General features: G+C 73.3%; 4 protein-coding genes and 2 pseudogenes. 1 reads left to right on the top strand and 5 read right to left on the bottom strand.

Features of this window, described 5'->3' with window-relative positions; all coding sequences use genetic code 11:
- Nucleotide 1: 1 nt before the first annotated feature.
- Nucleotides 2–646, top strand: coding sequence for a 4'-phosphopantetheinyl transferase (locus tag ACFXKZ_RS06670; RefSeq protein ID WP_379997330.1), 645 nt, complete (start codon nucleotides 2–4; stop codon nucleotides 644–646).
- Between the two features lie 63 nt (nucleotides 647–709).
- Here ACFXKZ_RS06670 and ACFXKZ_RS06665 read toward each other — a convergent pair whose 3' ends face one another.
- From ACFXKZ_RS06665 to ACFXKZ_RS06645, 5 genes and pseudogenes are all read right to left on the bottom strand, one after another.
- The gene (locus tag ACFXKZ_RS06665) at nucleotides 710–1,192 is read right to left on the bottom strand and encodes a nuclear transport factor 2 family protein (protein ID WP_379997075.1); all 483 of its coding nucleotides are present in this window, start codon (nucleotides 1,190–1,192) and stop codon (nucleotides 710–712) included.
- Nucleotides 1,189–1,653 (bottom strand): nuclear transport factor 2 family protein, encoded by a 465-nt coding sequence (locus ACFXKZ_RS06660; RefSeq protein ID WP_379997073.1) that lies wholly within the window; start codon nucleotides 1,651–1,653, stop codon nucleotides 1,189–1,191. Before ACFXKZ_RS06660 ends, ACFXKZ_RS06665 begins: the two co-directional genes overlap by 4 nt.
- A gap of 67 nt (nucleotides 1,654–1,720) precedes the next feature.
- Nucleotides 1,721–2,833, bottom strand: a pseudogene (locus ACFXKZ_RS06655) (thioesterase domain-containing protein); the annotation flags it as partial.
- Nucleotides 2,834–3,004: 171 nt separating this feature from the next.
- Nucleotides 3,005–15,338 (bottom strand): annotated as a pseudogene (locus ACFXKZ_RS06650) (acyltransferase domain-containing protein); the annotation flags it as partial.
- A gap of 163 nt (nucleotides 15,339–15,501) precedes the next feature.
- The gene (locus ACFXKZ_RS06645; RefSeq protein ID WP_379997071.1) at nucleotides 15,502–25,047 is read right to left on the bottom strand and encodes a type I polyketide synthase; all 9,546 of its coding nucleotides are present in this window, start codon (nucleotides 25,045–25,047) and stop codon (nucleotides 15,502–15,504) included.
- Between the last annotated feature and the right edge of the window lie 55 nt (nucleotides 25,048–25,102).

Here is a 25,102-nt window from a genome sequence, read left to right as displayed (position 1 = left end):
GATGATCGACCGCATCCTGCCGCCCGGGGTGTTCGCCGAGGAGTGCTTCGACGACCCCGACGGGCCGCCGCTGTACCCGGCCGAGGAGGCGCTGCTCGCGAACGCCGTGGACAAGCGGCGCCGCGAGTTCACCACCGTCCGACGGTGCGCGCGGCGTGCGTTGGCCCGAATGGGCGTGCCGGCCGCGCCGTTGTTGCCGGGGCTGCGCGGTGCGCCCGGTTGGCCGACCGGTGTGGTCGGCAGCATGACGCACTGCGACGGGTATCGGGCCGCGGTGGTCGCGGATGCCGGCGCGGTGCTGACCCTGGGCATCGACGCGGAGCCGGCGGGGCCGCTGCCCGACGGCGTCCTCGAGGTGGTCACGTCCGAGACCGAGCGTAAACACCTGCGCGCACTGGCCGCCGATCGGCCGGAGATCGCGTGGGACCGGCTCCTGTTCAGCGCCAAGGAGTCCGTCTACAAGGCGTGGTTCCCGCTCACCTCGCGCTGGTTGGACTTCGCCGAGGCCGAACTCGAATTCGACCCGGCGGGCACGTTCGACGCCCGGCTGCTGATCGAGGATCGACCGCTGGACGGGTTCGCGGGACGGTGGCAGGTGGATCTGGGCATCGCGGTGACGGCGATCGTGGTGCGGCACGGCGACTGATGCGCTCGGGGCGGGGCCGCCGTCGGCCCCGCCCCGGTCCGCCCGTCGGCGTCGGTATCGCCGTCAGCTCCGGGTGAACCGCACCAGATTCTCCGCCGTGGGCCGCCACGCCTCGGCGAATTCCGCCGGCAGCTCCACGGCGTCCAGGATCGGATGCCTCGGTACCGAGACCCGATACCGGATCCGCCAGCCGCGTGGCGTGTGTTCGAGGATGTCGTAGTAGTCGCCGCCGTGTACCTCGCCGTCGATCAGTGTCGCGATGTAGCGGCTGCGGGCCCGGACCGTACCGCCCGCGTCCACCAGGAGCACGGTGTCGAGCGTCTGGTGGTCGGGGGTGTCCGGACTGCGTCGGCCGGTGAACTGCCGTGCCGAGGCGATGCCTTCGATGGTGTAGCCGGCGCCGATCGTGTTCTCGATCACCGCGTTGTCCGTGAACACCCGGTGCAGGTCCCCGACTTCGTCGTTGTCGAAGACATGCGCGAACTGCGCGAGGGTGTCGTGGATCTCCGCGACGTCCGCCGCGCTCAGCGCGGGGCCGCCGGTCACGGCGCGACCACCTCGGCGAGCCGGACCGCGAGCGGGAAGCCGACCCTGCTCACGCCCGCCCCGGCCTCGCGGGGGGCGCGCGGCAGGCTCAGCCGATAGGCGATCCGCCAGCCGGCGGGGGTCTTCCGGAGGATGTCCAGGAATTCGCCGCCGGTGATCCGACCGGCCGGGTTGATCCCGATGTAGCGGCTGCGCGTCTGGACCTGGCCGTGCTCGTCCATCTCGACGGTCGTGTTGACCGTGTGGTGGTCGGGCGTCGCCGCGCTCTTGCTCCGGGTGTATTCGGCAAACTCGGCGATGCCGTGGAAGGCTCGCTTGGGCCCGGTGCCGATCTCGACCACGACGTCCTCGGTGAACACGAGGTCGAGTCCGTCCACGTCACCGTTGTCGAAGACGTGCGCGAACAGCGCGAGCGTGCGGTGGATCTCGGCGAGGTCCACCGGGGTCAATACCTTCGTCATGAATGTCCCAGCCTCGAAGTGATGTCGTATCGCAGTGGCGGTGGCAGTGGGGGTGATGGGGGCGGGCTCATCCGGCCAACCCGGCGGCCCAGTCGACGATGGTCGCCGCGGTCAGGTCGGCGTGGTCCTCCAGGACGGTGAAGTGGTCGCCGGTGATCTCGATCAGGTCGTGCGGCAGCGGCCAGTACGCCCGCCAGTCCCACCGGCCCTCGGGGTCGATCACGGTGCCCGCCACCGGCGTATCCGCCTGCGCGACCAGCGTCGGGGTGGCGATCGGCCGAGGCTTCCAGTCCGCGAACAACCTCTGGTAGAGCCCCATCGTGCTGAGGTTGGTGTCGTCGAGTGTCATGTCGTACTGGGCGACGCGCCCGAGCATCCCCTCGATCATCGCGGGCAGCCACCAGTCCATGCCCGGCACCAGGGCGGTGTCGATCGGGAAGGTGTCGACCAGGCCGAGCCCGACCGGGTACACCCCCTCGGCCTCCAGACGTCGGGTCACCTCGTGCGCGATGCATCCGCCCATCGAGCGGCCGACGACGACGAACGGCTCGTCCCCCACCGCGGCGCGTACGGTCTCCACGTGCATCCGCAGCAGCGCGTCCGCGTGATCCGGCAATGACTCGTCGGCCACGAACCCCGGCGTCTGGATCACGAACACGTCCCGCTCGCCCTGGAACACCTGCCCGAACCGGGCGTATTCGTGCGGTCCGGAGATCGCGCTGAGCGACGGGAAGCAGACGATCTTCGGCCCGGCCACACCGGTCGCCAACCGCAACACCGGCTTGACGTGCCGATCCCGTTCGGACTCCGCGAAGGAGGGCCGCAGCCCCGCCGAGGCCATGATCACCTCGGCGGCCGTGGTGTACTTCTCGGCCGCGCACAGTTGCACGTAGAACGATGCGAGCGCGCCCTTGACCCGGTCGGACCCCGTCGGCGTCGAACTCGGCTGTTCGTCGCGCGACGTGCCCTGCTCCGTGAGCGCGGTGCCCAGATGCCGGGCGAGGGCTCGTGGGGTCGGATGCGCGATGGTCACCGTCGCCGGCAACCGCAGGCCCGTCGCCGTGGCGAGCCGGTTGCGCAGTTCGACGGCGGTCAGCGAGTCCAGGCCGACCTCCAGGAACGCCTGTTCCGCGTCCACCGATTCGTCGGCGGCATGGCCGAGGACCACGCCCAATTCGGTGCGGACCAGGTCCACCAGGATCTCGTCCCGCTCCCCCGCGCCGGCCGCCGCGAGCCGCCGACCGAGGCCCGATTCGGCAACCGCCGGGGCGGTACGCGCCACGCGCCGCTTGCGCCGCCCGGCACCGGCGTCGCCCGACCGGGCACGCGAACCGGTCCCGTCCGCGAGCCGCCCGGTGGGCACCGGACGCGACGTCAGCGACCCGACGGAAAGCACCGGCGCGCCGGTCTCGTCCCAGGCCGCCACCGCCACCGTGTCCGGCCCGGCGGGGGTGAGCCGAATCCGCAGCCGGGCGGCCCCGGCCGCATGCAGCCGTACCGCGTTCCACGCGTAGGCCAGGCTCGTCCCGACCTCCTCGCCGGCCGCCTCGGCGCGCCGCAACGCATCGACCACCGCCACATGCAGCGCGGCATCCAACAGCGCCGGATGCAACCCGAACTCCGCGGCCTGATCCTTCCCTTCCCCCGACGCCCCGACCTCGGCGAACAACGCCTCGCCGGTCCGCCACGCGGCCCGCAGCCCCTGGAACACCGGCCCGTAGTCGATCCCGGCCGCGGCCAGCACCTCGTACGCGTCCTCGACCGGCACCGACACCCCGTCGGCGGGCGGCCAACTTCCCACATCCGGAAGGACGTCGTCCTCGGCGGACTCCGGTGCGAGGAAGCCGCCGGCATGTCGCGCCCACTCCGCGCCGTCCCCCGCCGCCTCGTCCCGGGAGAAGATCGCGAACCGCCGCCGCCCGTCCTCGCCCACCGAGCCCACCGCGACCTGGATGTGCACGCCGGCGTCGGAGTCGGCGACTTCGGCGTCGTCGCCCTCATGGGCAAGGATCAGCGGCGCCTCGATCACGAGTTCGTCCACCATGCCGAGACCGACCTCGTCACCGGCGCGCACGGCCAGCTCCAGGAAGGCCGACGCGGGCAACAACACCGTGTCGCGGACCGCGTGATCGGCCAGCCACGGATGTGTACGAAGCGACAGCCGTCCGGTCAGCAGGACATCGTCCCCGTCGCCGGTGCCCACCGAGGCCCCGAGCAACGGATGCCGCACCGACCGCAGGCCCAACGACGACGCACCGGCGGCGGGGCGGTTCAGTGTCTCGCGCCAGTACCGCCGACGCTGGAACGCGTAGGTGGGCAACGCCACACGCCGGGGCTGGTGTTCGGCGAAGGCGGTGGTCCAGTCCACCTGGACTCCCCGCACGAAGGCTTCGGCAAGCGAGGTGTACAGGCGCTGCGCGCCGCCCTGGTCGCGGCGCAACGTGCCGACCACCACGGCGTGTTCCGGACCGGTCTCCTCCAACGTGGCCTCGATTGCGGCGGTCAGCACGGGGTGTGGACTCGCCTCGACGAACACGCCGTGTCCGGATTCGGCCAGCCCGCGCACCGCTTCCTCGAAGCGCACGGTCTCGCGCAGGTTGGTCGCCCAGTACGCGGCATCCATCTCGGCCGTGTCCAGCCACTCACCGGTCACCGTCGACCACAGCGGCACCGACCCGGAAACCGGCACAATCTCGGCCAAATCCGTGACGATCCTCGCGCGAATTTCCTCCACCTGCGCGGAATGCGACGCGTAATCCACCGGAATCAGCCGCGCCCGACCACCCTCGTCGGTCACAGCCGCCACCAACTCGGCCAACGCATCCGGCTCCCCGGACACCACCACCTGACCCGGACCATTCACCGCCGCAACCGAAATCCGCCTATCCCACGCCGAGATACGCTCCCGCACCGTCGGCTCGGGCAACGCCACCGACGCCATCCCACCACGCCCGGACAGCGCCACGATCGCCCGACTCCGCAGCGCCACCACCCGCGCGCCGTCATCCAGCGACAACCCGCCGGCCACCACCGCCGCCGCGATCTCACCCTGCGAGTGCCCCACCACCGCATCCGGCGTCACGCCGAAGGACCGCCACACCTCCGCCAACGACACCAACACCGCCCACAACACCGGCTGGACCACATCCACCCGATCCAACGACGGCGCACCCTCCACCCCGGTCAACACATCCACCGCCGACCAGTCCACGAACGGCTCCAACGCCTTCGCGCACTCACCGAACCGCGACGCGAACACCGAAGACTGGCCATACAGCTCCGCGGCCATCCCGGCCCACTGCGAACCCTGACCCGGAAACACGAACACGGTCCGACCCACCGGACCGACCGACCCCGAGACCACTCCGGCCGCCGATTCGCCGCGCCGCACCGCGTCCAGGTTCTCGATCAACCCTCGACGGTCACCGATCACCACCGCGCGCTCCGCGAACGCCGCCCGCGTGGTGACCAGGGAGAAACCGACGTCGGCGGTCGATGGCGAGGCGGCGTCCCGATCGAGCCGGTCGAGCAACCGCGCCGCCTGGGCCTGCAACGCCTCCGGGGTCTTCGCCGACAACACCCACGGGAGGACGTCATCCGACACCGGTCGCTCGTCGGTAGGTTCACCCTCGGTGGCGGGCTGTTCGAGGATGACATGCGCGTTGGTCCCGCTCACCCCGAACGCCGACACCGCCGCCCGCCGGGGCCGATCCACCTCCGGCCACGGCCGGGCCTCGGTCAACAACCGCACCCCGCCGGACGACCAGTCCACGTGCGGCGTCGGCTCGTCCACGTGCAACGTCCGCGGCAACACGCCGTGCCGCAGCGCCTCCACCATCTTGATCACCCCGGCCACACCCGCAGCCGCCTGCGCATGACCGATGTTGGACTTCAACGACCCCAACCACAAAGGCCGGTCCGCCGGCCGATCCCGCCCGTAGGTCGCCAACAACGCCTGCGCCTCGATCGGATCACCCAACGTCGTCCCGGTCCCGTGCGCCTCCACCACGTCCACGTCGTCGGCGGACAGTTCGGCGCCGGCCAATGCCGCCCGGATCACCCGCTGCTGCGCCGGACCGTTCGGCGCGGTCAGGCCGTTGGAGGCGCCGTCCTGGTTGACCGCACTGCCACGTACCACCGCGAGCACCTCGTGGCCCAGGCGTTCGGCGTCGGAGAGCCGTTCCAGGATCAGTACGCCGACCCCCTCGGCCCAACCGGTGCCGTCGGCCGACGCGGCGAACGCCTTGCATCTGCCGTCCACGGAGAGCCCGCGCTGCCGGGAGAACTCGACGTAGCCCATCGGCGAGGCCATCACCGTCGCACCGCCCGCGACCGCGAGATCGCATTCCCCGCCGCGCAGGGACTGTGCTGCCAGGTGCAGCGCGACCAGCGACGACGAGCACGCGGTGTCCACCGTCACCGCCGGACCCTCGAAGCCGAAGGTGTACGAGATCCGGCCCGACGCGACGCTGCCGAGCGTGCCCGTGCCGAGATAGCCCTCCAGCTCCGGCGGCACCTGGTCGAGCGCGGGCGCGTAGTCGATCCCCGCGATCCCGGTGAACACCGACGTGCGACTGCGGCGCAGGCCGGTGACGTCGATCCCGGCCCGCTCGAAGGCGTCCCACGCGGTCTCCAGGAGCAGCCGCTGCTGGGGGTCGGTGGCCGGTGCCTCGCGCGGCGAGATCCCGAAGAACGCCGCGTCGAAGTCGCCCGCGTCCGGCAGGAAGGAGCCGGCCACCGTGTAGGTGGTGCCCGGCCGGTCGGGATCCGGGTCGTAGAGGTCGCGCAGGTCCCAGCCGCGATCGGTGGGCGCCTCGGCGACCGTGTCGGTGCCGGATTCGACCAACCGCCACAGGTCCTCGGGCGAGGTCACCCCGCCCGGAAGCCGGCAGGCCATCCCGACGATCGCGATCGGCTCGCGCCGACTCGCCTCCACCTCGCGGACCCGCTTGCGGGCCTCGCGGACATCGGCCAGCGCACGTTTGAGATATCCCCGGAGCTTGTCTTCGTCGGACATGGAGCTGCCTTTCCTGAGTGATGGGGCCTGGGGTGGTCGGTCGGGGGTCCGGGGATCAGAAGGATTCGACGTTGCCGTCGAGCAGGCCGAACAGTTCCTCGTCGGTGGCACTGTCCAGATCGATCTCGTCCGGGTCGGCGGACGCCGAGCCGGATGCCGAGCCGAGTGCCGGGGCGTCCCACTTGGCGGTCAGCACCCGCAGTCGCTCGATGATCGCCAACCGCTGGGCAGAGTCGCCGAGATCGGCGGTCAACGTGGCGTCCAGCCGGTCGAGTTCGGCCAGCGCATCGGGCAGGAGCAGGCCGGGGTCGGCGGCGGCAAGCCGCTCGGCGAGGAATTCGGCGACATCGGCCGGGGTGGGGTAGTCGAAGATCAAGGTCGCGGGCAGCTCCAGACCCGAGCCGGTGTTCAGCCGGTTGCGCAGCTCCACGGCGGTCAACGAGTCGAACCCCAGCTCCCGAAAAGCACGTTCGGGCTCGATCGAGGCCGCGTTCCCGTGCGCGAGCACGACCGCCGTCTCGGCCCGCACGAACTCCAGTACGGCAGTCACGCGTTCGGAGCCGGCCAGACCGGCGAGACGACCCGGGAGTACCGGCCCGGCTGCCGAATCGGCACCCGATTCGGCCGCACCCGGCAGCCCGAGCGCGCTTGTACCTCCACCCACGGCCGTCCGGCTCCCGTCCAGCCAGAAGCGTTCGTGCTGGAAGGCGTAGGTCGGCAACTCGACCGGCCGGGCGTGGAATCCCGCATAGGCCACGCTCCAGTCGACCTCCACCCCGCGTACCCAAACCTCGGCCAGCGAGGTGTACAGGCGCTGCGCGCCGCCCTGATCGCGGCGCAACGTACCGACCACCAGGGAACGGCCCGCCGCTGCGACTTCCAGGGTCTCCTGGATCGCCGCCACCAAGACGGGGTGCGGACTGGTCTCGACGAACACGCCGTGCCCGGACACAGCCAGCCCGCGCACCGCGTCCTCGAAGCGCACGGTCTCGCGCAGGTTGGTCGCCCAGTACGCGGCATCCATCTCGGCCGTGTCCAGCCACTCACCGGTCACCGTCGACCACAGCGGCACCGACCCGGAAACCGGCGTAATCCCCGCCAGGTCGGCAACGATGCGGTCCCGAATCTCCTCCACCTGCGCCGAATGCGACGCGTAATCCACCGGAATCAACCGCGCCCGACCACCCTCGTCGGTCACAGCCGCCACCAACTCGGCCAACGCGTCCGGTTCCCCGGACACCACCACCTGACCCGGACCATTCACCGCCGCAACCGAGATCCGCCCATCCCACGCCGAGATACGCTCCCGAAGCACCTCCACCGACTCCGCCACCGATGCCATGCCGCCACGCCCGGACAGCGCCACGATCGCCCGACTCCGCAGCGCCACCACCCGCGCGCCGTCATCCAGCGACAACCCGCCGGCCACCACGGCCGCCGCGATCTCACCCTGCGAGTGCCCCACCACCGCATCCGGGACGACCCCGAACGAGCGCCAGACCTCGGCAAGCGACACCAACACCGCCCAGAGCACCGGCTGGACCACATCCACCCGATCCAACGACGGCGCACCCTCCGCCCCGGTCAACACATCCACCGCCGACCAGTCCACGAACGGCTCCAACGCCTTCGCGCACTCACCGAACCGCGACGCGAACACCGAAGACTGGCCATACAGCTCCGCGGCCATCCCGGCCCACTGCGAACCCTGACCCGGAAACACGAACACGGTCCGACCGAGGGTGCCCGTCGCGGACCCGGTCACCACACCTGCCGCGGAGTCGCCCCGGGCCAGCGCGCCCAGCTCGTCGGGCAGTGTGTCCGAGGCGCCGATCAGCACGGCGCGCTCCTCCAGGGCCGCGCGCGAGGCGAGCAGCGCCGCGCCGACGTCCACCGGTTCGAGGTCGGCCTGCGCCAGCGTGTCGATCAGCCGAGCGGCCTGGCCGCGCAGGGCCGGTGCCCGCTTGGCCGAGATCAGCCACGGGAGCACCACGTCGGGGTCCCGGTGCGGGTCGGCGACCTCAGGGGCGGCGTCCGGCGGAGCCTGCTCCAGGATCACGTGCGCGTTGGTCCCGCTGACCCCGAAGGACGAGACTCCGGCCCGGCGCGGGCGCCCGGTCTCCGGCCAGGGACGGGCCTCGGTCAGCAGTCGAACCCCGCCCGACGACCAGTCGACATGCGGCGTCGGCTCGTCCACGTGCAGCGTCTTCGGCAACACCCCGTGGCCCAGCGCCTCCACCATCTTGATCACCCCGGCCACCCCGGCGGCGGCCTGGGCGTGGCCGATGTTCGACTTCAACGACCCCAACCACAACGGTCGATCCGCCGGCCGATCCCGCCCGTAGGTCGCCAACAACGCCTGCGCCTCGATCGGATCACCCAACGTCGTCCCGGTCCCGTGCGCCTCCACCACGTCCACCTCGGCCGCCGGCACGCCCGCGTTCGCCAACGCCGCCCGGATCACCCGCTGCTGCGCCGGGCCATTGGGCGCCGTCAACCCGTTCGACGCACCGTCCTGGTTGACCGCCGAACCCCGGACGACCGCCAGTACCCGATGCCCGTTGCGCCGGGCGTCCGACAGCCGCTCCAGGAGCACCAGTCCGACGCCCTCGGCCCAGCCGACGCCGTCCGCCGCGCCCGCGAACGCCTTGCAGCGGCCGTCCACGGACAGTCCGCGCTGCCGGGAGAACTCGGTGAACGCGCCGGGGGAGGCCATCACCGCGACCCCGCCCGCGATCGCCAGGTCGCTCTCGCCCAGGCGCAACGACTGTGCGGCCAGGTGCAGGGTGACCAGGGACGACGAGCACGCCGTGTCGATCGTGACCGCCGGGCCCTCGAAGCCGAACGAGTACGAGATCCGGCCCGACGCGACACTTCCCGCGTTGCCGTTGCCGACGTAACCCTCCAGGGCGGCAGGTACGTTGCCCGGGTGCGGCGCGTAGTCGTGGTACATCACCCCGGCGAACACACCCGTCCGGCTGCCACGCAGCGTGGTCGGGTCGATCCCGGCCCGCTCGATCACCTCCCAGGTCGTCTCCAGGAGCAGTCGCTGCTGCGGGTCGGTGGCCAGCGCCTCCCGGGGCGAGATCTCGAAGAAGCCGGCGTCGAACTCGGCGGCGTCGTAGAGGAATCCACCGTGTCGGGTGTAGGACTTGCCGGCCGCCTCCGGGTCCGGGTCGAACAGGTCCTCGACGTCCCACCCACGATCCTCGGGGAACGCCCCCACCGCGTCGGTACCGGAGGCCACCAGCCGCCACAGGTCGCCGGCGGACGAGACGCCGCCCGGCAGCCGGCAGGCGGTACCGACGATCACGATGGGATCGTCCGTGCCCGACAGGGGCGTTGCCACGGCCGGGATCGGCTCGGGCACGCCCGCCGCCTCGCCCAGCAATTCGCCGCGCAGGAACTCGGCGAGGGCGGCCGGGGTCGGGTGGTCGAAGACCAGCGTCGCGGGCAGCCGCAGACCCGTGGTCGCGCCCAGCCGGTTGCGCAGCTCGACCGCCGTGAGCGAGTCCATGCCCACCTCGCCGAACGCACGTCGTGCACCGAGCGTTTCGGGGTCGGCGCCGAGGACGCCCGCGACCTCGGCGCGGACCAGGTCGAGCAGTTCCCGCTCCCGGTCGGCCGGACTCAGGCCGGCCAGTCGGGCGGTCAACGCGCCGCCACCCGCCGACGGGGCCGCCGCCGTGGCGATCCGTCGGCTCGGCCGGACCAGCCCGCGCAGCAGCGCCGGTACCGCGTCCGGCCGGGCCCGCAGGCCGGCCAGATCCAGCGGCGCCGGGATCGGCACGGCCGCGTCCGGACCGTCGGCGCCGCCTCGGGGCCGTACCACGTGATCGAACAGGCGCAGTCCGTCCGCCGTGGCCAGCGGCCGGATGCCGGCCCGGGCCGCACGCCGCCGGTCCGCCTCCGCCAACCCGGCGGTCATCCCGCCCGCCTCGGCCCACATCCCCCACGCCAATGACACCGCCGGCAGCCCGAGCGCCCGCCGGTGCAGCGCGAGCGCGTCCAGGAAGCCGTTGGCCGCCGCGTAGTTGCCCTGTCCGGGCCCGCCGAGCACACCCGCGACCGAGGAGAACAGCACGAAGCCCGCCAGGTCCTGATGCCGGGTCAACTCGTGCAGGTGCCATCCGGCGTCGACCTTGGGCCGCAGTACCGCCGCCAGCCGCTCGGGCGTGAGCGCGTCGACCACGCCGTCGTCGATCACGCCCGCCGCGTGCACCACGGCGGTGAGCGGATAGGCCGCCGGCACGCTCGCGATCAGTGCGGCCAGCTGGTCCCGATCGGCCACGTCGGCCGCCGCGACGGTGACCTCCGCGCCGAGCTCGGTCAGCTCGGCCGACAACTCGCCCGCGCCCGGCGTGTCGAGTCCGCGACGGCCGGTCAACAGCAGCCGCCGCATGCCGTGTTCGGTCACCAGGTGACGGGCGACCAGGGCCCCGAGCACACCCACACCGCCGGTCACCAGGACGGTCCCGTCCGGATCCCAACCGCGCGTATCCTCGACCGACCCCGAACCGACCGCTGCCGAACCGGCCGTCCCCGAACCGACCGATCCGGACCCGACCGCCGCCGCCTCGATCCGCCGCAGTCTCGGCACGAACAACGCCCCGCCGCGCACCGCCAGTTGCGGTTCGTCGGCGTCACGCGCACCCGCATGGGCCGCGCCGAGCGCGGCCTCCGAGGCCGGCTCCCCGTCGTAGTCGATCAGTACGATTCGGCCCGGCTGTTCGGCCTGCGCCGACCGCACCAGACCGGCCACCGCCGCGGCGGCCGGGTCGGGATCCTCCCCCGCGGCCACCGCGAACGCGCCGCGTGTGAGCACCACGATCCGCTCGGCCTCCGACCGCAGGACCTCCAGCACCCGCGCGGTCTCCCGATGTGCCGAAGCCGACGCGTCCTGCTCCGTCGGCCGCACCGCCACGACCACCGCGCCGGCACCGAACTCCCGGCCGTCCTCGCCCGGAGTCCCGACCGGCGCCGCTCCCGCGACCCACTCCACCTCGAACAGCGCGTCCCGCTCCGGCGTTCGCGCCCCCTCCAGCTGATCCGCCGTCACCGTCCGGGTGGCCAGGGACTCGATCGAAACCACCGGCGTGCCGTTCCCGTCGGCGGCCGTGAAGGTCAGCTCGCCCGGGCCGGTCGAGCCGATCCGGATCCGCAGCTCCGTCGCGCCGGATGCGTGCAGCCGTACCCCGTTCCAGGCGAACGGCAGTCGGCGCCCCTCGGCCGCGTCCGGGTCGGCCAGACTCCGCACCGAGGCGATGTGCAGCGCGGCGTCGAGCAGGGCCGGGTGGATGCCGAATCGGGGCGCGTCCCGGTGTTCGTCGGCCGGCAGCGCGGCCTCGGCCAGGATCTCGCCGCCGAGCCGCCAGGCGGCGCGCAGGCCGCGGAAGGCCGGGCCGTAGTCGATGCCCGCCTCGGCCAGGGCCGCATACGCCTGCGAGACGTCGATCGGGCTCGCGCCGGCGGGCGGCCACGTCCCGGCGTCGCCGGACCGGGCCGGGGCCTCGGCGGCCTGCCGCGGGTCCTGCGACGTGCTCAGGAAGCCCACCGCGTGCCGGGTCCAGGGCGCGTCGCCATCGGCGTCGGCCGGTCGTGCGTACACCGCGATCGGCCGACGGTCGGCGGATTCACGAGCCCCGACGACCACCTGAAGCTGTACCGCGTCGCGCTCGCGCAGGATCAGCGGAGCCTCGATCACCAACTCCTCGACGGTGTCCAGGCCGACCTCGTCCCCGGCCCGGATCGCCGCCTCCACGAACGCAGTTCCGGGCACCAGGACCGACCCGAACACCACGTGTCCGGCCAGCCACGGATGGCTGCGCAGGGACAACCGCCCGGTCAGCACCACCGTCTCCGCGCCGCCGTCGGCCGCACCGCCCGCCACCCGCAACGACGCGGCGAGGAGCGGGTGATCGGCCGCGCCGAGCCCGAGCCCGGAGGCGTCGTCGGCACCCACGGCGGGCTGGTCGATCCAGAACCGCCGGTGCTGGAAGGCGTACGTCGGGAGGTCGACCCGCCGGGTGTCGGAACCGGCGTACCACGCGGGCCAGTCCACCGCCGCGCCGTGCACATGGGCCGTGCCGAAGGCAAGCAGCGCGGTCTCGTTCTCCGGCCGATCCCGGCGCAGCGCGGCGGCGAACGCCGGTGCGTTGCCGCCCTCACCCGCGTCCGCGTCCGCCAGGCTGTCCTGGGCCATCGCGGTCAGCACCCCGTCGGGTCCCAGTTCCAGGTAGGTGGTCACGCCCGCGTCGGCCAGGTGGGCGATCACGTCCCGGAACCGCACCGCGTGCCGAACGTGTGCCACCCAGTGCGCGGCGTCGAGCGGTCGCCCGGCGTCGGCGGGTCGACCGGTGAGGTTGGAGATCACCGGGATGCGCGGCGCGTGGTGGGTCAGACCGGCCGCGATCCGGCCGAACTCGTCGAGCATCCCGGCCATCAGCGGCGAGTGGAACGCGTGGCTGACCCGCAGTTGTTTGGTCTTGCGGCCCCGTGCGGCGAACTCGGCGGCGACCGCGAGCGTCGCCTCGGCGGCCCCGGACAGCACGATCGAGCGTGGCCCGTTGATCGCCGCCACCGCCACCTCGCTCTCCCGACCGGTCAGCGCGGCGGCGACCTCCTCCTCCGTGGCCTGGACGGCGACCATCGCGCCGGTCGTGGGCATCGCCTGCATCAGCCGGGCCCGGGCCGCGACCAGGGTCGCGGCGTCGGGAAGGGTGAGTACGTCCGCCACATGTGCGGCGGTCAGTTCGCCGAGCGAATGTCCGGTGACGAAGTCCGGCCGCAGGCCCCAGGACGCGTACAGCCGGTACAGCGCCACCTCGATCGCGAACAGCGCCGGTTGTGCATACACCGTCCGGTCGAGTTGTTCGGCCGCGTCCTCGACCAGGCCGAACACCACGTCGCGCAGCGGGTACGGAACGTGCCCGGCCAGCTCGGCGTCGAGCGCCTCGGCGACCTCGTCGAAGGCGGCGGCGAACACCGGTTGTGCGGCGTGCAGTTCGCGGCCCATGCCGACACGCTGGCTGCCCTGCCCGGTGAACAGGTAGGCCAGCGGCCCCGATCCGCCCGCGCCGCCGCGTACGAGGCCGGCGGCGGGCGTGTCGGCCGCGAGCGCGTCGAGGCCGGCCAAAAAGCCCGCCGGGTCGTCGGCGACCACGATCGCGCGTTCGTCGAACCGGGCCCGGGCGGTGGCCAACGAATAGCCGACGTCGAGCACATCGGCACTCCCCGGCGCCGCACCACGCACATGTGCGGCCAGTCGGGCCGCCTGGGCGCGCAGCGCGGCTGGGGTCCTGGCGGTGAGCAGCCAGGGCGTCGCTCCCGACGGTCGCCGCGTACTCGCCTGCCCCGGTTCGGCCGGCAGGCCCCGATCGGCGGCCTCGGGCTGTTCGAGGATCAGGTGTGCGTTGGTTCCGCTCGCGCCGAAGGCCGAGATCCCCACCCGCCGGGGCCGGTCGGTCTCCGGCCAGGCCCGGGCCTCGGTGAGCAGCCGGACCGCGCCCGCCGACCAGTCCACGTGCGGGGTCGGTTCGTCGATGTGCAGCGTCCTGGGCAGTACGCCGTGCCGCATCGCCTCGATCATCTTGATCACGCCGACGATCCCGGCGGCGGCCTGGGTGTGGCCGATGTTGGACTTGGCCGAGCCGATCCACAGCGGCCGGTCCTCGGGCCGGTCCCGACCGTAGGTCGCGATCAGCGCCTGGGCCTCGATCGGGTCGCCCAGGGTGGTTCCGGTGCCGTGTGCCTCGACCGCGTCGATGTCGGCGGCGGTCAGCCGGGCGTCGCGCAGCGCCTGGCGGATCACCCGCTGCTGCGAAGGTCCGTTCGGCGCGGTCAGGCCGTTGGAGGCGCCGTCCTGATTGACGGCGCTGCCGCGCAGCACCGCGAGGACCCGGTGGCCCAGGCGGCGGGCGTCCGCGAGCCGTTCGACCAGGACCAGACCGGTGCCCTCGGACCAGCCGGTGCCGTCGGCGGCGCCGGCGAACGCCTTGCAACGCCCGTCCGCGGCCAGCCCGCGCTGTCGGGAGAACTCGACGAAGCCCAGCGGCGACGCCATCAGCGTCACCCCGCCGGCCAGCGCGAGGTCGCATTCGCCGCTGCGCAGCGAGTGGGCCGCGAGGTGCAGCGCGACCAGCGAGGACGAGCATGCGGTGTCCACCGTCACGGCCGGGCCCTCGAAGCCGAACGAGTAGGCGATCCGCCCGGAGGCGACACTGGCCGCGTTGCCGTTGCCGATGTAGCCGCCGACCTCGTCGGGCACCCGGCTCAACCGGGCCGCGTAGTCCTGGCCGTTGAGGCCGGCGAAGACCCCGGTGCGGCTGCCGGCGAGGGTGGTGGGGTCGATGCCGGCCCGCTCGAACAGCTCCCACGCGGTCTCCAAAAGGAGCCGGTGTTGCGGGTCGGTGGCCAGTGCCTCGCGTGGCGAGATGCCGAAGAACTCGGCGTCGAAGCCCGCGATGTCGGGCAGGAACGCGCCCTGGCGGGTGTACGACTTCCCCGGTCGATCGGGGTCCGGATCATACAACTCCTCGACGTCCCAACCTCGATCGGCGGGGAAGTCGCCGACCACGTCGATGCCTTCGGCCAGGATGCGCCACAGCTCCTCGGGGGATTCCGCGCCGCCGGGCAGCCGGCAGGCCGCCGAGACGATCGCGATCGGCTCGGGCGTCGGGTTCCGTGCCTCCTCCAACCGGGCCTGTGTGTCGTGCAGTTCGACGGTCAGCCGCTTGAGCAGGTGGCGGATCTGCTGGTCGCTCATGGTGGTTGTGCCTTTCGCGTGGACCGGCCGGTCGGGAGCTACCGGCGGGTCGGGGAATGCCGGCGGATCAGGAGATGCCGAACTGCTTGCCGATGAATTCGATGAGTTCGGCGTCGGTGGCCGCGTCGATCTCCTCGTCGATCGCGCCGACTTCCGGGCCGTCGGGCCCGGTGCCGGGCACCGCGGCGGCGGCCCAGCGGGCGGCGATCGTGGTCAACCGCGCGGCCGAGGCCGCGTGTTCGGCCGGGTCGCCGGCCGCGTGCGCGAGCAGCGCCTCCAGACGGTCGATCTCGACCCGCACGGTCTCGGCGTCCGCGACGGTCCGCGGCACGAGTTCGCCGCGCAGGAACTCGGCGAGCGCATTCGGGGTCGGGTGGTCGAAGACCAGCGTCGCGGGCAACTTCAGACCGGTCTCGGCGGTCAGCCGATTGCGCAGTTCGACAGCGGTCAGTGAATCGAATCCCTGGTCCCGGAACGGCTTTTTGGCCTCGACCGAGGCGGCCGAGGCGTGCCCGTGCACGATCGCCGCCTGGGTCCGGACCAGGTCGACCAGATGCGGGCGGCGCTGCTCCTCGGGGAGTTCGGCGAGCAGCGCGGTCAGCCTGCTCGCGGGCGTGTCGGCACCGGCGGCACCGTGCGTCGTGGCCGATCCGGCGGCCGGCGCCCGAAGCAGCTCGGCGACCAGCGGGTGCGCCCGATCCCGGAACAGCGCGTCCCAGTCGATGTCGCAGACCGTCAGGTGGCTCTCGTCGGCGTCGAGGACGTGTCCGAGCGCTTGCACCGCGCGGGCCGGGTCGAGCATGGTCAGGCCCTGTCGGCCCAGTCGTTCCTCGATCTCCGGCGCGGCGATCCCGCCCCCGGCCCAGTGTCCCCACGACACCGAGGTGGCGACCTTCCCGGCCTGCCGGCGGCGGGCCGCCAACGCGTCCAGATAGGCGTTGCCCGGCGCGTAGTTGCCCTGCCCGGCCACCCCGCAGATGCCGGCCACCGAGGAGAACAGCACGAATGCCGACAGGTCGAGATCACGGGTGAGTTCGTCCAGGTGCCGGGCGCCGTCCACCTTGACCCGCGACACCCGCTGCTGCTGCTTTGGAGTCAGGTCCCCGATCACCGCGTCGTCCAGGATCGCCGCCGCGTGCAGCACCGCGGTCAGCGGGAACGCTTCCGGGACCCGGTCCAGTACGGCCGACAGCGCGGCTCGATCGGCCACGTCGCACGCGGCGAACGAGACCTCGGCGCCGAGCGCGGAGATCTCCTGCGCGAGCCGCGCCGCGCCGGGTGCGTCCGCGCCGCTGCGGCTGACCAACAGCACATGCTCCGCGCCGCGTTCGGCCACCCAGCGGGCCACGTGTCCGCCGAGCGCGCCGGTGCCCCCGGTGATCAACACCGTGCCGGACGGCCGCCAGGTCGCGGCCGGCCGTGTCGCGCCGAGCGGCGCACGCACGAGTCGGCGGCCCCGAAGCCCGCTCGCCCGTACCGCCACCTCCTTCTCGTCCGCCGCCCCGGCCAGCACGGCCGTCAGTCGGGTCCACACCGGTGCCGTGGCATCCCCGGTCGGGTACTCGCCCGGCAGGTCGATCAGGCCGCCCCACGACCCGGGACTCTCCGCCGCGACGACCCCGCCGAAGCCCCACACCTGCGCCTGCTCGGGCACCCGTACCGGATCCCCCGCCTCGACGGACACCGCACCGTCGGTCGCCACCCACAGCGGCGCCGACACCCCGGCGTCGTCCAGCGCCTGCACCAGCGCCACAGTGGCCGCCGAACCCCACGGCACCGCGTCGAACCCGGGCGCCGTGCCATCGGCCAGCGCCAACAACGAGAGCACGCCGGCGATCGGCCCGCGCGGTCCCGTCACCAGGTCCCGCAGCGCGGCCCGTTCACCCGCCCCACGCGCCACCGGGATCGGCTCCACCCGGGCGCCCGCGGCCGTCAGGACCGCCGTCAGGAAGTCCGCCCACGCCGTCGCGGCCTCCCCCTCCGGGACCAGAAGCAGCCAGGTACCGGCGAGCCTGCCGGACGCGGTGCCGCCGACCGGGCGCCAGACGATGCGGTGCCGCCACGCGTCGATCGTGGCGTCCGAGCGCCGCCGGTCCCACCACGACGACAACGCGGGCAATACCTCGCCCAACGACTCCGCCGAGGCGTCCGCCCCGAGGGCCGCGGCCAGTTCGGCCCCGTCGCCACGCTCCACCAGGTCCCAGAACGCGGCGTCGATCGACGCCGTCGAGGCCGACCCGGAACCGGTCGTCGAGGCCCCCTGTTCGGTGTCCCGAATCCAATACCGCCTGCGCTCGAACGGGTAGGTGGGCAGCTCGACGAGCCGCGCCCCCACCCCGGCGAAGCCGGCCGTCCAATCCACCGCGACCCCGCGCACGAACGCCTCGGCAAGCGAGGTGTACAGGCGCTCCGCGCCACCCTGGTCGCGCCGCAACGTGCCGACCACGACGGGGTGTTCCACACCGACCTCGTCGAGCGTGGCCTCGATCGCGGCGGTCAGCACGGGGTGTGGACTCGCCTCGACGAACACCCCGTGCCCGGTGCCGGCCAGACCCCGAATCGCCTCCTCGAAGCGCACGGTCTCGCGCAGGTTGGTCGCCCAGTACGCGCCGTCCATCTCCGCGGTGTCCAGCCACTCCCCGGTGACCGTCGACCAGACCGGAATCGTCCCGGAAACCGGCGCTATCCCGGCCAGATCGTCGACGATCCGGGCGCGTATCTCCTCCACCTGCACCGAATGCGACGCGTAGTCCACCGGTATCAGCCGGGCCCGGCCGTCCGCCGCGGTCACCGCCGACACCAACTCGGCCAACGCGTCGGGGTCGCCGGAAACCACCACCTGCCCGGGGCCGTTCACCGCCGCGACCGCGATCCGTCCGTCCCAGGCCGCGATGCGCTCGCGCACCGCCACGAGCGGCTCCGCCACCGAGGCCATCCCGCCCCGACCGGACAGCGCCACGATCGCCCGACTCCGCAGCGCCACCACCCGCGCACCGTCGCGCAGCGACAACCCGCCGGCCACCACCGCCGCCGCGATCTCCCCCTGGGAGTGCCCCACGAGCGCGTCCGGGACGACCCCGTACGCCCGCCAGACCGCGGCCAGCGACACCAACACCGCCCACAGCACCGGCTGGACCACATCCACCCGATCCAACGACGGCGCACCCTCGACCCCGGTCAACACCTCCACCGGCGACCAGTCGACGAACTCGGCGAGTGCGGTCGCGCACTCCTCGAACCGCGCCGCGAACACGGGTGACTCGCCGTAGAGTTCCGCCGCCATACCGGCCCACTGCGAGCCCTGCCCCGGGAAGACGAACACGGTCTTGCCGACCGGCCCGGCCGTCCCGCTCACCACGCCCGCCGGGCGATCACCGCGTGCCAGTGCCTCCAGGCTCGCCGCCCGATCCACCGCGCCGACCAGTACCGCGCGCTCCGCGAACAACGCCCGCGAGGCGACCAGCGAGAACGCCACATCCACGGGGTTCTCGTCGAGTACGCCCCGCGCCCGGGCGGCCTGCGCGCGCAGCGCGTCCGGTGTCCGGGCCGACAACACCCACGGAAACACATCGTCGAGGGAGGGTCGTTCGTCGGCCGGTTCGCGCTCCGGCGGGGCCGGTTCGAGGATCACGTGCGCGTTGGTCCCGCTCACCCCGAAGGCGGACACCGCCGCCCGCCGGGGCCGATCCACCTCGGGCCAGGCACGAGCCTCGGTCAGCAGTCGCACCCCACCCGAGGACCAGTCCACGTGCGGCGTCGGCTCGTCCACGTGCAGCGTCTTCGGCAACACGCCGTGCCGCAGGGCCTCCACCATCTTGATCACACCGGCCACCCCGGCGGCGGCCTGGGCGTGGCCGATGTTGGACTTCAACGAGCCCAGCCACAACGGCCGGTCCGTGTCCCGACCCCGGCCGTAAGTAGCCAACAACGCCTGTGCCTCGATCGGATCACCCAGCGTCGTCCCGGTCCCGTGCGCCTCCACCACGTCCACCTCACCGGCGGACAACCCGGCGTTGGCCAGCGCCGCGCGGATCACCCGCTGCTGCGACGGACCGTTCGGCGCCGTCAACCCGTTCGACGCGCCGTCCTGGTTCACCGCCGAACCACGCAGCACGGCGAGCACCCGGCGACCCTCGCGCCGCGCGTCCGACAAGCGCTGCAACACCACGAGCCCGACACCCTCGGCCCAGCCCGTGCCGTCGGCCGCTCCGGCGAACGCCTTGCACCTGCCGTCGACGGACAGGGCGCGCTGCCGGGAGAATTCGACGAGCATGTTCGGCGAGGCCATCACCGCGACCCCGCCGGCCAGCGCCAGATCGCTCTCGCCCGAGCGCAGCGACTGGGCCGCCAGGTGCAGCGCGACCAGCGACGACGAGCACGCGGTGTCCACCGTCACCGCCGGACCCTCGAAGCCGAGCGTGTACGAGATGCGGCCCGAGGCGACGCTGCCCGCGTTGCCGGTGCCCAGGTAGCCCTCCAGGCCCTCCGGGGTCGCGGTCAGGTCGCGCAGGTAGTCCTGGCCGGCCAACCCGGCGAACACCCCGGTCCGACTGCCGCGCAGCGTGTCCGGGTCGATCCCGGCCCGCTCCAGCGCCTCCCACGAGGTCTCCAGGAGCAGCCGCTGCTGCGGGTCCATCGCCAGCGCCTCGCGCGGCGAGATGCCGAAGAAGGCGCCGTCGAACTCGGTCGCCTCCGGCAGGAAGGCACCGTTGCGGGTGTACGACGTGCCGACCCGGTCCGGATCGGGGTCGTAGAGCCCCTCGACGTCCCAGCCGCGGTCGGTGGGCAGCCCGCCCACCGCGTCCGTCCCGGCCGTCACCAGGCGCCACAGATCGGCGGGCGAGGCCACCCCGCCGGGCAACCGGCAGGCCATCCCGACGATCACCACGGGATCGTCGGTGGTGTCCACCCCGGAGGCCGTCTCGACCACGTCCGCCGCCTCGACCTCACCCAGCAGTTCGCCGCGCAGGAACTCGGCGAGCGCGTTCGGGGTCGGGTAGTCGAAGACCAGCGTCGCGGGCAACTTCAGACCCGTCTCGACGGACAGTCGATTGCGCAGTTCCACCGAGGTCAGCGAGTCGAATCCCTGATCCCGGAAGGGCTTCGCGGCGTCCACCGCGGCGGGGCTCGCGTGCCCCTGGACGACGGCTGCCTGGGCCCGCACCGCCTCCACGAGGAAGCGCGGGCGGTCGGCCGCGGCGAGCGCGGCGAGTCGGGCGGCGAAGCCGTCGGCGGAGGGGGCGTCGAGCGCGGCCGGGCGGGCACCGGTGGTGGCGCCGCCGGTCCCGTCGAGCAGTTCGGTGACCAGAGGGGCGCGGCGGTCGCGGAACAGCACGTCCCAGTCGATGTCGCAGACCGTCAGGTGGCTGTCGCCGGCGTCGAGAACCCGGCCCAGCACCCGGATGGCGAGTCCGGGATCGAGCATCCGCAATCCCTGGCGCCCGAGCCGTTCCTCCACCTCGGGTGCGGCGATGCCGCCACCGGCCCAGTGACCCCACGAGATGGCCGTCGCGGGCAGTCCGGCGGCCCGGCGGCGGGCCGCCAGCGCGTCCAGATAGGCGTTGCCCGGCGCGTAGTTGCCCTGTCCCGGCACGCCGCAGATGCCCGCGAGCGAGGAGAACAGTACAAACGCGGACAGGTCGAGATCACGGGTGAGTTCGTCCAGGTGTCGGGCGCCGTCCACCTTGACCCGCAACACGCGGTCGAGTTGATCGAGGGTCAGATCGGCGATCACCGCGTCGTCGAGCACCGCGGCGGTGTGCACGACGGCGGTCAGCGGCAGGTCGGCCGGGATGGCGGCGAGTACGTCGGCCAGCGCCGCACGGTCGCCGACGTCGCACGCGGCGAACGAGACCCGGGCACCGAACGCGCCCACCTCGGCCGCGAGCGCCGCCGCTCCCGGGGCGTTGGCCCCGGACCTGCTCACCAACAACACGTGCGGCGCGCCGCGTTCGGCCACCCAGCGGGCCGCATGCCCGCCCAGCGCGCCGGTGCCGCCGGTGACGAGCACGGTCCCGGTGGGCTGCCAGGGCGTCGGGTCCGGGCCGGCGTCCGGCGCGGCCCGGACCAGCCTGCGCGCCCAGATCGCCGCGTCGCGCACCGCGATCTCCGTCTCGCCCGTGGCCCCGGAGAGCACGGCGACCAGTCGCTCGGCCGCCGCCGCGGTCGGGATCCGCTCCGGGACGTCGATCAAGCCGCCCCACAGCTCGGGCAGTTCGGCCGCGGCGATCCCGCCGAAGCCCCATACCTGGGCCTGTTCGGGCACCCGCACCGGGTCCTCGGCGCCGATCGACACCGCACCGCCGGTCACGGCCCACACCGGGGCGACCACACCCGCGTCCCCCAGGCCCTGGACCAGCGCCAGGGTGGCCGCCGCACCCCACGGCACCGCGGCGAAGCCGGGCACCGGGCCCTCGGCCAGGGCAAGCAGCGACACGATGCCGGCGACGGGTCCGCCCGCCGCCGCGACCGCGTCCGTCAGGCGGTCCCGCAGCGCTCCACGATCGGCGTCCTCCCGGGCCACCGCCAGCGGCACCACCCGGGCGCCGGCCGCCGCGAGCGCATCGCCGAACCATGTGGCCCACGGCGCGGCTTCCGGGTCGTCCGGCACCGCGAGCAGCCAGATCCCATCCGGCCGCGACCGCCCCGGATCGGCTACCGGACGCCATACGATCCGGTGTCGCCAGGACTGGGTCACCGCGCCGGACCGCCGACGCTCCCACCAGGTCGACAGGGCCGGCAGTACCGCGCCCAACGGCTCGGCCAGATCCCCGTCCACGTCCCCCAGGGCGGCCGACAACCCCGCCGGGTCGCCACCCTCGACGAGTTCCCAGAAGGCCGCGTCCGCCGCGGCCTCGACCGGTTCGGTGTGCTCGCCTGTGTCCAGCCAGAACCGCTCGCGCTGGAAGGCGTAGGTGGGCAGCGAGACCCGCGGCAGGGTGCCCTCGGCAAACGCGAACGCGGCCTCCCAGGCCACCGGCACCCCGCGCACGAACGCCTCCGCCAGCGAGGTGTGCAGCCGAAGCAGATCGCCCTGCTCCCGGCGCAGCGTGCCGACCACGACCGGGTCGACCGCGCCGGCCGCCTCCAGGGTGTCCTGGATCGCGGTGGTCAGCACGGGATGCGGGCTCACCTCGACGAACACACCGTGGTCGGTCTCGGCCAGCCCGCGTACCGCCTCTGCGAAGCGCACGGTCTCGCGCAGGTTGGTCGCCCAGTAGGCGCCGTCCATCTCGGCGGTGTCCAGCCAGTCGCCGGTCACCGTCGACCACACCGGGATCGTCCCGGACACCGGCGCGATCCCGGCCAGATCCGCGACGATCCGCGCCCGGATCTCCTCCACCTGCGCCGAATGCGACGCGTAATCCACCGGAATCAACCGCGCCCGACCACCCTCGTCGGTCACGGCCGCCACCAACTCGGCCAACGCATCGGGTTCGCCGGACACCACCACCTGCCCGGGCCCATTCACCGCCGCGATCGAAATCCGCCCGTCCCACGCGGCGATCCGCTCCCGCACCGTCGGCTCGGGCAGCGCCACCGACGCCATCCCGCCCCGCCCGGACAGGGCCAGGATCGCCCGGCTGCGCAGGGCGACGACCGTGGCGCCGTCCTCCAGGGACAACCCGCCGGCCACCACCGCCGCCGCGATCTCGCCCTGCGAGTGCCCGACGAGCGCGTCCGGGACGACCCCGTACGCCCGCCAGACCGCGGCCAGCGACACCAACACCGCCCACAACACCGGCTGGACGACGTCCACCCGATCCAACGACGGCGCGCCCTCGACCCCGGTCAGTACGTCGACCAACGACCAGTCCAGATGCGGTTCGACGGCCTTGGCGCACTCGTCGAAGCGGGCCGCGAACACCGGCGCCTGGGCGTACAGGTCGGCGGCCATGCCGGTCCACTGCGAGCCCTGGCCTGGGAAGACGAAGACGGTGCGGCCGGGTGCGCCGGCGGAGCCGGTGACCACGGTCGGGGTCTGCTCGCCCCGGGCCAACACGTTCAGGCCGGCGACCAGTTCCGTACGGTCCGCGCCCAGGACGACGGCACGTTCGCCGAAGACCGCACGGGAAGAGACGAGTGCGAAGCCGACCTCGGCCGCGCCGGGCACGTCGGTCAGTCGAGTCGCCTGCGCGCGCAGCGCCGGTACCGACTTGGCGGAGAGCACCCACGGAATCGACGGCGCCGACACGGTCGTCGGCGACTCGGCGACCTCCCGGTCCTCGTCCGGCAGTTCCAGGATCACGTGCGCGTTGGTCCCGCTCACCCCGAACGCCGACACCGCCGCGCGCCGAGGCCGATCCACCTCCGGCCACGGCCGGGACTCGGTCAACAACCGCACTCCGCCCGACGACCAGTCCACATGCGAGGTCGGCTCGTCCACGTGCAACGTTTCGGGCAGCACGCCGTGGCGCAGCGCCTGGATCATCTTGATCACCCCGGCCACCCCTGCTGCGGCCTGGGCGTGGCCGATGTTGGATTTCAACGAGCCCAGCCACAGCGGCTGTTCCGGCGTGCGGTCCCGGCCGTAGGTGGCCAGCAGGGCCTGGGCCTCGATCGGGTCGCCTAGCCGGGTGCCGGTGCCGTGTGCCTCGACCGCGTCCACGTCGGCCGGGGTCAGACCGGCGTTGGCGAGTGCCCGGCGGATCACCCGCTGCTGCGACGGGCCGTTGGGGGCGGTGAGTTGGCTGCTGGTGCCGTCCTGGTTGACCGCGCTGCCCCGCAGGACCGCGAGCACCCGGTGGCCGGCCTGGCGGGCGTCCGAGAGCCGTTCCAGGACGAGCAGGCCGACGCCCTCCGCCCAACCGGTGCCGTCGGCGGCGCCGGCGAACGCCTTGCAGCGGCCGTCGGCGGACAGTCCGCGCTGGCGGGCGAACTCGACGAACATCCCGGGCGAGGCCATCACCGTGGCCCCGCCCGCGAGGGCGAGGTCGCACTCGCCCGAGCGCAACGACTGTGCCGCCAGGTGCAGCGCGACCAGGGACGACGAGCACGCGGTGTCCACCGTCACCGCCGGACCCTCGAAGCCGAAGGTGTACGAGATCCGGCCCGACGCGACGCTGGTGGTGCTGCCGGTCAACACGTAGCCGTCGACCCGGTCGGGCGTGGACTTGTACAGGCGTGGCGTGTACTCCTGCGCGATCACGCCGGCGAAGACGCCGGTGGCCGAGCCGCGGACCGCCGCCGGGTCGATCCCGGCATCCTCCAGCGCCTCCCAGGCGGTCTCCAGGAGCAGTCGCTGCTGCGGGTCGGCGGCCAGTGCCTCGCGCGGCGAGACGCCGAAGAAGGCGGCGTCGAACTCGGCGGCGTCGTGCAGGAAACCGCCCTGTCGGGTGTACGTCTTGCCGACCGCGTCCGGGTCCGCGTCGTAGAGGCCGTCCAGGTCCCAGCCCCGGTCGGTGGGAAAGCCGCCGATCGCGTCCCGGCCCTCGGCCACCAGCCGCCACAGGTCCGCCGCCGAGTGCACGCCCCCGGGCAACCGGCAGCCGATGCCGACCACGGCGATCGGCTCGTTGCGGGCCTCCTCGTTCTCCCGCAACCGGCGCCGGGCCTGGTGCAGGTCGGCGGTCACCCGGGTCAGGTAGTCACGCAGCTTCTCTTCGTTCGCCATGGGGTATCAGCCTTTTTCCGTGCGGCGGCTTCGCCGTGATGTGGTACGCGTCGGG

Source organism: Embleya sp. NPDC059237 (genome assembly GCF_042754105.1).
Taxonomy (GTDB): domain Bacteria; phylum Actinomycetota; class Actinomycetes; order Streptomycetales; family Streptomycetaceae; genus Embleya.
This window is presented reverse-complemented; position numbering and strand designations above follow the sequence as displayed.